Annotated in this window: 2 protein-coding genes; both read left to right on the forward strand. The window is 54.0% G+C overall.

Translation table 11 applies throughout. The annotated features are described in order from the left end of the window. Positions 1-88 precede the first annotated feature (88 nt). Positions 89-2,704 (forward strand): hypothetical protein, encoded by a 2,616-nt coding sequence (locus HOK28_18970; GenBank protein ID MBT6435185.1) that lies wholly within the window; start codon positions 89-91, stop codon positions 2,702-2,704. A gap of 397 nt (positions 2,705-3,101) precedes the next feature. Then, a partial coding sequence (locus tag HOK28_18975; GenBank protein ID MBT6435186.1) for a hypothetical protein occupies positions 3,102-14,360 on the forward strand: 11,259 nt, incomplete at its 3' end.

Below are 14,360 nucleotides of genomic sequence, written 5' to 3' on the forward strand. Positions count from 1 at the left end.
AGCCCTCTGGTGCCCATTACACTTTTGATCTGGCAGCATCCCCGCTATAAACGGCATCAAAGAGTTTATAGGTCATGGGGGTCCAGTAATGAACCGTTTGAATTTGGTCGGTACGTTTATTCTATTATCAGCACTTGCATGTGCCGATGATGGCACTGGAGGCGGCTGCGCCTGCGCGGGTGATTACGTCTATCCCCGTGATATTGCTGAGGCTGCACCAACAGAGTCTGCCGTTCGAGCTCGAGTTACCGAGACAGGTTTCGACAGCATTGGCCGTGCGGTTCCAGGTATTTTGAAGGCAGGGTGCACCCCTGAAGGTGAGGATACTTCGTCAGCCTGCGAGCTGTCCAGCGACGACCCAAACATCGCCAAACTCTACCTGGGAGAGCCCGGTGCTCCGCTGGAGAGCAGCACAAACCTTCTTTTTACAACCATTTACGCGGAAGTGCGCTCCGGTGAGTGCAATGGGCAACCGTGCCACCGGTCCAATCTTGGCCTCCATCTGGATAGCCTCGATGGCAACGTCCACACCCGCCTCATAAATGATGCGGATGGGCCCGGCATCGAAATGATATTTGGCTGCCCCGAAAGCAGCATGAGTTCATGTAGTCCCGACCAGTTTGTAAACGTTTCATTGGATATGGTGTGGCTCCTTACTGGCTTTGGCGCTCAAAACGCGTGCAGCTTCATTGATGATCCCGGCGCAAACGCAGGCATCACCATCGAATCCGCCAAAGTTGTTTTACGGCCCAACATCGAGCTGGGTGAGGACCTTAAGCCATACCTGACCATGGTCCCTGATACTATGAACCTCGACGACCTAAACTTGGATTTTAATATCCGCCAAGAGGGTGCCATTGGTGACCCTGCTTGTGGCAACGACGGATGTGGTACGTGGTGTACCGTGACAGACTGGGCAACCAGTGTGGTTGAGACCTTGCTCCAGAGCGAGTTCCTGGCGAGCCTTCTCGCCGAACTGATTGCGGATAGCCTGGTTGGAGCACTTGGAGATGAGCCTCTCGAAGTAGCAGGCGAACTCGATTTGGTGTCACTGCTCGGTGTTGGGAATGAACGCTCAGACCCAATGGGCTATTTGGTCACTGCTGATCTTGATTCCCCAACGGTAACCGGTGAATCCGGTAACAAAGGTTTGAATTTCGATTTCGATACAGGCTTTCATAGTGAGTATGTTCCATGTGTACCTGAAATAGGGCCTTCATCTTGGCTGCTGCCGCAAATCGACCCACCGGGTGCCGTTATCCAGGCTCCAGACCCGGTTACGGGTCAGCTTCGATGGGAAAATTTCGACCTCATGCTTACACTCGGCGATGTGCTACTCGAGCGAGCTGCCTACAGCTTATTCAACGGCGGCAACCTCTGTATCAATCTCAAGCCAGAGGTTCTTGAGGAACTCTCGGGCGGAACATTCTCTCCGACCGTCTCGCTTATTAGCCTTATAGCCCCGGGTCTCGCCACCATGGCTGGGCCTGATGAGCCTGTGACCTTAGCTCTGGTTCCAACCTTACCGATGATGGTTACTTTCGGGAGCGGCGACATTATCTCTGAAGATGAAGTAGACAGCCATATTAAGATTTTTTGGCCGGATGTAGAACTCGCCATTTATCCTTTAATTGACGATTCGGTTCAGCGGCTTTTGGCGTTCAAATTCAACCTCGTGATCAATGTCTCCCTGGTGCCTGATGCAACGGGTGCACTTCAGATAATGATTGATCAGCTGGACCTCGCTGATGTGTACGAGTCCTACAATGAGATTGGGACTGATTTCGACCCTGCGGCTGTTGCCGACTTAATCGGTGTATTTCTACCCACATTATTAGAAGATGCTGACGCTTTCAAAGTGGACCTCGGCCCAGAAACACTGGGGGCACCCCTTGGGCTCAAAGTTCGGAAGCTTAACGCTGAAGGCCCTGAAGGGCGACACCTGGCCGTTTACTTAAAAATCTGTACAGAGTCGGAGTTAGGGGACCCTACAAACGACCTTTGTTATTCAAACAACGACACCTCGGCTGAGGAGAGCCTAATCAGTGGAGCCAATATTCGTTTCAACGAGAATAGCCGCGACTGGGAATTGCATCTCGCAGATTCATACTTTCAAGGGGAATATGCGGTCAGGGTTGACGGGCGAGGGCCATGGTACAACTACCGTGCGCCAGGAGCGGACGGAGTCCTAGTTCTAGAACAGCCGCAACTAAGGTTCCCGGGGCCACACGAGATCGAGGTCATGGTGCGCCAGCAAGGCACCAACTCCACTCAGCGTGTAAGGCGTGCCTATACGGCTGTCACGAAATCCGTTCTGAGCTTTAATGGTCAAGTAAGCGATGACACTGTTACTGTCCACGCCTGGAATGGCAACGGCGACGTTGTCGGTCATCCTGTAGAGGTCCAGCTGGTCAACGCCTTAGGCGCGATGACGACGATTTCAGGGCAGAGCGGGGACATCATAGCTCTGCCTGGCGACTTCGAAAAAGTGTCAGCGCGGCTTCTCTATTCATCCACAACCGGTTCACATTGGCGGGTTTTGAGCGCATCCACGAAAACCGTGGAGCCAGTGGCTCCCGTGTCTCAAATTAAGACAGAGGAAGATCTCGGCTGCAGCGCAACTTCGGCGCCCATCTTTTGGCTCCCTTTGTGTTTCATATTGATACACCTTCTTCGACGAAAAAGAGTCGGCACCGAGCTCTAATTTCCGTTATTGCAATTTTCTCGCGTCGCTTTCTGACTTAAACCGACCAAAAAAACACCCCGAAGATCCCTTTTGTCAGCGTGCGTTATCCGCCGCGCCTATACATGATTGCGCTGCTTATGAATGATGCTGATTCATTCCTTGTCCGAAATATTCCCTAAAAATTTCAGATAGTTTCGTTCGCTGATGAAAATTTGATTGTCAAAATGAGGTCGTTGCATTTTGCACCGCTCGGTTATCCCACATGTGGGTCGCTGTGTGCCCACGGAATGTGAGCGGGATCACACACCTTGAACTTGTTGAGATCCGCTTGAGCGACATCTGAAAAGTCCTATAATTTTTGAACTGTCGATTCGTTATCGACGTTAGCTACGACCAGTAGCGGGGGGTAAATGCAGTGATTAATAGCATCAAAGGGCCGTTTGGCCTGGTTCTCATATGTTTTATGTCGTTCTTAACATCCGGTTGTATGATTGCCGAGTTCTTCGAGGAAGAGTCTTCGTCAGAAGACGGCACGGTTACAGACAACTGCGGTGCCGAAGAGACGGCGTGTCCCGCACCAGAGAACGCCACTGCGTCATGTGTAAGCTCGCAATGCGCCTGGGAGTGCGATGAAGGCTTTCACGTAAACGATGCGCGAGACCCCTCGGGATGCCTTGCAGATGACACGGTCAATAGCTGCACACCTGCTGGTGTCGATTGCCGCGCTGCTGCTCCATCCAACTCAACGGCCACCTGCGATGGTGTGAGCTGCGGGTTCGAGTGTAACGATGGTTTTGACCTCACGGCGAACGGTGTTTGTCAGCGTCAGTGTCAGTCCGATGAAGAGTGCCCCGTGTTCTCGTTCGGCTGCATTAACGGCGATTGCAAGTCGCCGACCGATACCTGCGACGGTCAAGACGAGTTCTCACAATGCTTCGGTCCTAATGATGCCACTGGTCAGGCAATGGTTGGGTACTGTGTAACGAACCCTGCAACCTCAACTCGAATCTGTGTAAACTCATGCGACCCGTCAATCGGTTGCAATGAAGCCTCTTCCGTGTGCCAGCCCCTCGGCGCAGTAGAGGATATCGAGAACACTGAAAACGTCCCAGCTTTGTGTAAAACGGCCTGCGCTTCAGATGCTGAGTGTCCGGCCGGTACCTTTGGTTGTGAAAATGGTGTCTGCGTATCACCTTTTGGTGGCGGTGGAACCTGCGAAAATATCGGTGACATTTGTGCAACACCCGGCGGGACCGAAGGGCGCTGCTTTTCGGCGGGCGGAGATCCATTGTGCTTGGCAGTCTGTGACCCTGTTGGTGAAGTCGCCTGCGCGACGCCGGGCAGTGTTTGCCAAGCTTCCGGTATCATCGGTGATCCGACAACATACGGTGTATGTATTCCACCCGGGCAAATTCCTGATGTAGCTTTTTGCCCAACGGGTACTCTCGGTCTCTACGATGGTTCCTGTGTGCCGCCGTCCGCGATTGCTTGCGACGGGGTTGAAATGAACGGTGCGTGTTCATTTAGCTATTTCGGCAGCGACCATTACGGTTATTGCTACGGCGCCGACGAAGCGTCAAAGGTCTGTTTGGCGTCATGTGATGTTGAAAGTGGCATTGCTTGTGAGAATCCGAACAACGTGTGTCAGCCAGCAGGCATCATCGGTGACCCATCAACCGTTCAGGTTTGTATTCCCAATAACATTCTCTTGGGTGACGAAGATTGCCCGACAGGTACCCACGGTTTCTACGACGGAGCGTGCGTGCCACCATCGGTTATTCCTTGTTTGAATGCTGACGACCCTTCTGACTTCACCAGCACGCTTGGAGATGCTTGTGAGTTTGGTTACTTCGGAGCGACCTTGACGGGAGCCTGTTATGGGGACGGCACCTCGCCGGCCGCATGCCTTGCAGAGTGCTCTCCGAGCGGCGCTGCTGGTGATGAAGAAATTGGCTGCCAAAACCCCAATAGCATCTGTCAGGCCATCGGACTCGTCGGTGACCCCGCAACAGTAACAGTCTGTATTCCGAGCAACCTGGGTTGCCTTGAGGATAGCCAGTGCCCATCCGGAACACACCGTTGTATTGAGGGTGCCTGCGTTCCACCGAGTATTTACCCTTGCCTTGATGAAGAAAACCCAGGCAATTATGCTACCAAGTTAGGGCAGGCCTGCGAGTTTACATACCTCGGATCTGAAGTGACGGGCAGTTGTTTCGGAACAGGACAAGAGCCGGCAGCGTGTCTTGCAAATTGCGACCCATCACCATTTGATGGTTCAGCGCCTATTGCATGTGCAAACTCAAACAATATTTGCCAGGCAACTGGTGCTGTTGGTGACGCTGCTACGGTTAACGTCTGTATTCCTGACACCCTCGGTTGCCAAGTTGATAGCGATTGCCCAAGCGGTTCGCTCTTTTGCGACAAGGGCGGCTGCGTGACGCCTTCGGCCGTTGCCTGCGTATCACCTGATGATCCAAACGATTTCACTGCGACCATCGGACAGGACTGCGGGTTCCTTTTCAACGATACTGAAGTTAGCGGTATCTGCTTTGGTACAGGCACAACGCCACCAGCATGTCTTGCTGCATGCGACTTGGCCCCAGCCGACGGTTCAGACCCAACCCCATGTGCGGTCGCGAGCAATATTTGCCAAGCATCGGGCCCCATTGGCGACCCAGCCACCGTTCAGATTTGTATTCCAAACACGGTAGGGTGTAGCGAAGACAGCGATTGCCCAACCGGTACATTTGGTTGCACCGAGGGTTCTTGTATCGCACCATCAGCGCTTCCTTGTGCGAATCCTGATGATCCCGAAGACTTCACGAGTAAGCTGGGCGAAAGCTGTACGTTTGACTACGGTGGAGTTTCTTATGACGGAGCTTGCTTCGGAACGGGCGCATCACCGGCTGTCTGCCTCGACACCTGTAACCCATCCCCACTTGACGGATCAGAGGGAACGGGTTGTGCGAACGCGAACAACATCTGTCAGTCAACCGGCCTTGTTGGTGATCCATCGACAGTGCATGTATGTATCCCGACCTCAGCTGGCTGCGAGGAGGCCAGCGATTGCCCAAGTGGTTCGTTTGTCTGTCATGATGGCGCCTGTGTTCCGCCTAGCGTGGGTCCATGCGTGAATCCGGCTGATCCAACAGATTTCACCAGCATGATTGGGTCCGACTGCGGCTTTGATTATTTAGATGTCAGTGTGGCTGGTAAATGTTTCGGTACAGGGACCACGCCAGCGGCATGCTTGGACACATGTGATCCTGTAAACAACGTAGGTTGCTTTAACTCAGGTAGTGTTTGTCAGGCGTCCGGTATCACCGGTGACCCAACGACAGTGAATGTTTGTATCCCGGCAAGCAGCGGTTGTACCGTTGACTCTGATTGCCCGACAGGAACGCACGGCTGTATCGATGGTGCGTGTGCTGCTCCTTCTGTTACGCCATGCCTCGACAGCGCTGATCCTTCAGACTTTACAGTTATGATAGGCTACGATTGTTCCTTTGAATACATGGGCGGAACATTCGGTGGCACGTGCTACGGAACTGGTGAAACTGCTCCTGCTTGCCTCGCGACATGTGATGTTGCAGCGGGCGTAGGCTGCGCCAACGCCAACAACCTTTGCCAAGCAACGGGCGCTATCGGCGACCCAGCGACTCTCAATCTGTGTATCCCATCGACTCTCGGCTGCACCGTGAGTTCCGATTGTCCAAGCGGCGCTTTGGAGTGTATCGACGGAATATGCATCACGCCATCGGCGGTAGCATGTGCAAACCCCGCGGACCCATCAGATTTTACGAGCATGCTCGGCGACGCATGTACAATTGATTATCTTGGGGCGCTGGTCGACGGCGCTTGCTTCGGTACAGGTACATCACCGGCGGCCTGCCTTGATACTTGCGATGTTGTAGCAGGTGATGACTGCGTCAACGGAAACAGTATTTGTCAAGCAGTAGGCGCACTGGGCGACCCTGCGACCGTTCAAGTTTGTATTCCTGACTCATCTGGATGTGTTGATGACAGCGGTTGTCCTGCTGGTACACACGGTTGTTTTAACGGAACATGCGTGCCTGCGGGAATCGATACCGCCGGCGGCTGTGTTGTGCCATCAAGCTACGATGTAAACGGCTGGGACCTCAGCGCTTGTGGAGGTAATACGAGCTGGATCGGGGATGGTTACTGCGATAACGGCAACAACGTTGAGTCCTGCGGTTTTGACGGCGGTGATTGCTGTGAGCAAACGTGTGAAGACGGCTCCTATACTTGTAACAGCGGTGCGGCGACCGGTTTCGGCAATGTGTTCAACTGTACGGATCCAAACGTTGAAGAAAACTTAGGTGTTCAAGATGGAGCACCTGTTACGGGAGGCGGCGCGCTGGCCGACGGTGACACGTGTTTTTATAACTACTTCGACAACGCGATTGCAGGGGAGTGTTTCTACAATGCTGGAGCTGGGGGCACGCTCTGTTTACCAACATGCGATGCGGCAGACCCGAATGGAAGCTGCGAGATGGTTAATGCCGTTTGTCAGCCGTTTGGCGTGATCGAGGACCCTGCGACAACCGCACTCTGTGTGCCAAGCGGGTGTAATGATGCTGCTGGCAACCCAGATGATGCAAACTGTCCTTCCGGAACCCATGGTTGCGTTGCGGGAATCTGTGTGCCGCCATCTGCAACTGCGTGCGCAGGTGCAAGTTCTGGCGACACGTGCTCGTTCACCTACGGTGACGCATCTGTAGGCGGTCGATGTTTCGATGCTGGCACGGGTCAGATTTGTTTGCCTGAGTGTGATGTGAACGACCCAATTGGTTCGTGTGGAGTCGGCGATGCCGTTTGTCAGGCGCTTGGTGTGCTTGAAGATCCTGCAACCTATGCACTTTGTATTCCGAGCACATGTAAAGATGCCGACGGCACCGATGATGATTCGCTTTGTCCTGCTGGTACCCACGGGTGCGAAAACGGTATTTGCGTAGCACCTTCTATCGTTCCATGTACCACGGGTGCTGACGGTGCTGGTAATCCTATCTTTGCTGCCGATGGTACGGCTTGTACGTATGAGTACTCGGGTCAAACCGCAGTGGGCCAATGTTTCGATGCCGGTACAGGCTCAGCCTGCTTGCCTACCTGCGATGTTCGCAACCCAGAGGAATCCTGCCCGATGGCAGACGCTGTTTGCCAGCCATTTGGTGTTCTTGAAGATCCAAACACAATGGCACTCTGTGTGCCGAGCGGCTGCCGCGATGCTGACGGAAACGATGTCGATTCCCTATGCCCTGCGGGCACCCACGGTTGCGTGGACGGAATCTGTGTTGGGCCATCAGCGGAAGCTTGTGTTGCAGGTGTCGCCGATGCTGATTTAACGGGCTATGGCCTCTCGGTTCACCAAAACGGTACCGATGCCGCATCTATTCAGTTCACAGAAGACTTCAGCGGTGATTATTCAACAGGCAGCTATATCGTGCTTGCCCGAAATGCTGACAGCCTCGAGGACTGGGCGAATATGTTTAACCCGCCATTGAGTGCCGCAGAAACAGCAAACATTGCTCTGTTTGTGGACACAAATGGTGCATGGGCTGTGAATGGCTCGGACGACCCAGCTACGCTGGACGGTCCTGGCGGAGCAGTGCAAGTTGCCCCAAATAAGGATGACATCATCCGGCTTCAGGCAGACGGCACCTACCTCTTGGACGCTTCTGGTCAAACCGTGGGCGCAACTGGCGCTGACGGCCTCATCGGAAACACAGCTGCTCCAGTTGTTATCTATGAAGTGGGCGAAAAGGGCAGTGGAACCCGGCTCACCGATTACAACGGTAACTACGTAATGCTCTTTGTTGCAGGTAGCGGCGACGCTGCGTACGCGGCATCAGGTACAGCGTGTGCTTATGAATACGCTGGCGGCGAAGAAGTAACGGGTACCTGTTTTGACCCAGGAACTGGGACCATTTGTCTCCCGACCTGTGACTACAACGACCCAAGCGGTACTTGTGTCATGGCTGGTGCAGTATGTCAGCCAACAGGCGTAATTGGAGATCCTTCGACTCAGTCGATTTGCGTTCCACCTGCTTGTCAGACAAATGCAGACTGCCCAACTGGTACCTTTAGTTGTACCGACGGATTCTGTACGCCACCTTCAATCATCCCGTGCTTCGACGAGGCAGACCCAACTGACTACAGCAGCACTATCGGCCAGGCTTGTAGCTTCGACTACAATAGCGTGACCTCCAGTGGTGTCTGTTTTGGTACGGGCGCAACGCCTGCAGCTTGCGTCGCAACATGCGACCCTGCGGCGCAAGTAGGATGTGTGAACCCGAACAGTACTTGCCAGGCAACTGGCGTTATTGGCGACCCCGCGACTGGCGGTGTCTGTATTCCGAATAATCAGTTTGCTGCAGCAAGTGATTGCCCAACAGGCACGCACGCTTCAGATAACGGGGACGGTACTTTTGACTGCGTGGCACCTAGCGGAATCGCATGTGCAGCCCTCAGTGATCTCGACGCCTGTTCGTTTGATTACTTTGGGTTAACCGTAAACGGCACATGCTATCAGGATGTCTGCCTTGAAGATTGCTCGAGTGCCGGCAACGACTGCGCCAACCCAAACAGTGTTTGCCAGGCTACTGGCATCGTCGGGGACCCATCCACTGATTTCGTGTGTATCCCGAGTAATACATTCACCGCATCAGGGCTGTGTCCGTCGGGCACACACGAAGTGGCTCAAGATGACGGAACTTACCAATGCGTGGCGCCAAGCGGCATCGCCTGCGTCGGAGCCAGCGACCTAGATAGCTGTGAATTCACATGGGGCAACAATGATATCGAGGGAACTTGTTACCAAGGTGTTTGCCTTGAAGACTGTTCCATTGACGGTGATGACTGCAACAATGGCAACAGCGTATGTCAGGCCACCGGTGTTATCGGTGACCCGGCCACCGACTTTGTTTGTATTCCAGCCAGTCAGTTCCCAGCAGCAGGCCTTTGCCCAACAGGCACACATGAGGCTGCTCAAGCAGACGGGACCTATCAGTGTGTGGCGCCTAGCGGCGTAGCGTGCGCGGGCGCAGCAGACCTTACTACATGTGAATTCACATGGGGCTCAAACACTATCAACGGAACTTGCTATCAGTCTGCATGCCTTGCTGATTGTACGGGCGCCGGTGATGACTGCTCCAACAGCAACAGTGTTTGTCAGGCAACAGGCGTTGTGGGTCTACCATCCACAGACTTCGTCTGTATCCCATCAAACACATTTACAGTCGATAATACGTGCCCATCGGGTACGCATGAAGTGGCGCAAGCAGACGGTACTTATCAGTGTGTTGCACCGAGTGGTGTGGCGTGCGCAGGTTCAAGCGACCTAGACAGCTGCACGTTCACATGGGGCGGCAACAACATCTCTGGTACATGCTACCAAGGTGCTTGTCTTGAGGATTGCACCATCGATGGTGACGATTGCGGCAACGCTAACAGTGTTTGTCAGGCAACAGGTGTGATTGGAGCACCGGATACGGACTTCATCTGCATCCCAGGCAGCACTTTCGCTGCCGACGACCTCTGCCCGACAGGTACACATGAGGCTGCTCAAGGTGATGGTACATTCCAGTGCGTTGCGCCGAGCGGTGTCGCATGTGTAGGTCTCAGCGACCTCGATGCGTGTACGTTCGCATGGGGCTCAAACTCAATTACAGGCACATGTTACTTAGGGACTTGCCTTGAGGATTGCTCCATTGATGGTGACGACTGCAATAACGGCAACAGTGTCTGTCAGGCTACCGGTGTAATCGGTGACCCGGCTACTGACTTTGTTTGTATTCCATCGAACCAGTTCCCCGCGGAAGGGTTCTGTCCTTCAGGAACGCATGAGGTTGCTCAGGGTGATGGCACGTATCAGTGTGTTTCGCCTAGTGGTGTAGCCTGCGCAGGCAAGGCAGACTTGGCAGCGTGCAGTTATGCGTGGGGTTCAAACTCAGTCAACGGTACTTGCTATCAAGGTGCATGCCTTGAGGATTGTTCCAGTCTCGGCAACGATTGCGCCAACGAGAACAGCGTTTGTCAGGCAACGGGCGTTATTGGATTACCGAGCACAGACTTCATCTGTATCCCGGCCAGCACGTTTACCGCAGACAACACCTGCCCATCAGGAACACACGAGGCGGCTCAAGCCGACGGAAGTTATCAGTGTGTGGCGCCAAGTGGAGTCGCATGTGCGGGGCTGGCAGACCTTGCGGCCTGTACCTATGCATGGGGAACAAATACTGTGAACGGAACTTGTTACCAGGGCGCGTGCCTTGAAGACTGTTCGGTAGCAGGAGACGACTGCAACAACGGCAACAGTGTATGTCAGGCAACTGGGGTCATTGGTGCACCGGGTACGGACTTCATCTGTATCCCAGGCAGTCAATTTGCTGATGACGACCTTTGTCCAACGGGCACACACGAGGTTGCTCAGAGTGATGGCTCATATCAGTGTGTTGCGCCTAGCGGCGTAGCGTGCGCCGGACTTAATGACCTTGATGGCTGTACTTATGACTGGGGCAGTAACTCCATCAGCGGGACATGCTACCAAGGTGCTTGTCTTGAAGATTGCTCGATTGCGGGCGACGACTGCGCCAACGGCAATAGCGTGTGCCAGGCAACGGGAGTTATTGGAGCGCCTGCATCAGACTTCGTTTGTATCCCAGCCAACACATTTGCAGTGGACAACACGTGCCCATCAGGAACACATGAGGTCGCGCAGATTGACGGAACTTATCAATGCGTTGCACCAAGTGGCGTAGCTTGCTCAGGCAAGGCTGATCTTGCAGCTTGCGCGTATGCATGGGGCACAAACAGCATCAGCGGTACGTGTTACCAAGGTGCATGTTTGGAAGACTGCTCGGACAACGGTAACGACTGTGGCAACAGCAACAGTGTGTGTCAGGCAACGGGCGTTGTCGGTGCACCGGGCACAGACTTTGTTTGTATCCCGGGGAATACATTTACAGCAGACAACACGTGCCCAAGCGGTACACATGAAATGGCTCAAGCAGACGGCTCCTATCAGTGCGTGTCACCAAGTGCCGTGCCTTGTGTGGGCCAAGCAGACCTTGCTTCATGTAGCTTCACGTGGGGTTCAAACTCCGTCAGCGGCACATGTTATCAGGGCGCATGTCTTGAAGACTGTACACAGGCAGGTAACGATTGCGCTAATGGCAACAGCATTTGCCAAGCAACGGGAGCCATCGCTGCACCAGGCACAGATTACATCTGTATCCCAGGCAGCACCTTTACAGCAGATAACACTTGCCCAACTGGCACGCATGAGATGGTTCAGGCTGATGGTTCTTACCAGTGTGTTGCACCTAGTGGTGTGGCGTGCGCAGGCCTTAATGACCTAGACACTTGCTCATTCACATGGGGAACCAACAGCGTATCTGGTACTTGTTACCAGGGTGCGTGTCTTGAGGATTGCACTCAAAATGGCAGCGACTGTGCAAACGCCAACAGTGTTTGTCAGGCAACGGGTGTCATAGGGCTTGGATCCACGGACTTTGTCTGCATCCCATCCAGCCAGTTCTCGGCCAACGACTCATGTCCATCGGGCACTCATGAGGAAGCTCAGTCTGATGGCACTTATCAATGCGTGGCACCAAGCGGCGTAGCCTGTGTCGGTAAGTCGGACCTTGATTCGTGTGCCTACGTTTGGGGAACCAATGCTGTGAGCGGTACCTGTTACCAGGGAGCGTGTCTCGAGGACTGCAGTATCTCTGGCAGCGACTGTAACAATGGAAACAGTGTCTGTCAGGCTACAGGAGCCATTGGCGCAGCCGGAACAGACTTTGTTTGTATCCCAGGCAATCAGTTCACCGCGGACAACACCTGCCCAACAGGGACACATGAGATCCTTCAGACAGATGGCACCTACCAGTGCGTGGCACCGAGTAATGTTGCTTGCTCTGGCAAGGTCGATCTTGCATCCTGCACATATTCATGGGGAACCAACAACGTGTCAGGTACTTGTTACCAGGGCGCGTGTCTTGAAGACTGCACGCAGGCAGGTAACGACTGTGCTAACAGCAACAGCATCTGCCAGGCAACGGGCGTGGTTGGTGCACCGGGCACAGATTTCATCTGTATCCCAAGCAGCACATTCACTACGGATAACACTTGCCCAACTGGCACGCATGAGATGGTTCAGGCCGATGGCTCTTACCAGTGTGTAGCTCCAAGCGGGGCAGCATGTGCAGGACTCAGTGATCTCGATGGATGTTCATTCACATGGGGCACTAACAGCGTGTCAGGTACTTGCTACCAGGGTGCGTGTCTTGAAGACTGCACGCAGGCAGGTAACGATTGCGCCAATGGAAACAGTATTTGTCAGGCAACCGGAGCCATCGCGGCACCGGGCACAGACTACATCTGTATCCCGGACAACACCTTTACGGCAGACAACACCTGCCCAACAGGTACACATGAGGTTATTCAGACGGATGGAAGCTATCAGTGTGTGGCACCAAGTGCTCTTGCATGTGCAGGCGCTGCGGACCTAACTTCTTGTACTTATGCCTGGGGCACCAACACTGTAAGTGGAACGTGTTACCAGGGTGCGTGTTTGGAAGACTGCACAGCTGCCGGCAACAACTGCCCGAACAGCAACAGCATCTGTCAGGCAACAGGTTCAATTGGCGCAAGCGGAACAGATTACGTCTGTATCCCGAGCAACCAGTTCACAGCCAACGACACCTGCCCATCAGGAACACATGAAGTCGCACAAGCGGACGGCTCGTACCAATGCGTTGCACCAAGCGCAGTTGCATGTACCGGTAAGAGTAACCTTGCATCGTGTATCTTTATCTGGGGCACAAACGTCGTAGATGGCCAATGTTACCAAGGTTCGTGCCTTGGAACATGCACGGTCGCCAGTGATGATTGCCTCAACAGCAACAGCGTTTGTCAGGCAACAGGAGTCATCGGCGATGGCGCCACAGGCTTCGTATGTATCCCTGACTCAACATTTACAGCGGACAACTCGTGCCCAACTGGCACCCACGAAGTGGACCAAGGAGATGGCAATTATCAGTGCGTGGCTCCAAGTGGAATCGCATGCGCTGGCAAGTCAGACCTTGATTCCTGTAGCTACAGCTGGGGCTCTAACTCCATCAACGGCACTTGTTACCAGGGTGCTTGCCTTGAAGACTGTTCGCAGTCGGGCAATGACTGCTCAAACGGCAACAGCGTTTGTCAGGCAACCGGGGTGGTCGGCGCAGGTGGAACAGACTACATCTGTATCCCAAGCAACACGTTCACTTCAGACGGTGGATGCCCAACAGGAACACATGAGTTACTTCAGGCAGATGGAACCTATCAGTGCGCAGCACCAAGCGGGATTGCATGTGCAAGCGCAGCAGACCTGGATGACTGCAGTTATGAGTGGGGCAGCAACAGCGTAAGCGGCACATGCTATCAGGGCGCTCGTGGTCTTTTTGGAGCAGCGTCTAAACGCATCCATACCTCTGCCGATCGCCTGACAAAAATTGATCGGGCTTTTGAGGCGCAAGGTGTGTTATTGGCGCTTGCTGCCACTGCGCATCATGCCCTCACCGGCCCAAATGCAACTTTGCCTGATTTGATCATAGGTCATGGAATTTTAGGGCGTTTGCTTGCGCGGCTGACGGTTGCGCTAGGCGCCCCGTCG

The organism is Deltaproteobacteria bacterium, from assembly GCA_018668695.1.
Taxonomy (GTDB): Bacteria; Myxococcota; XYA12-FULL-58-9; order XYA12-FULL-58-9; family JABJBS01; genus JABJBS01.

What these genes read in the sequence shown, in the direction of transcription:
- HOK28_18970 (MBT6435185.1), top strand. Translation starts at nt 89, where the DNA reads ATGAACCGTTTGAATTTGGTCGGTACGTTTATTCTATTATCAGCACTT.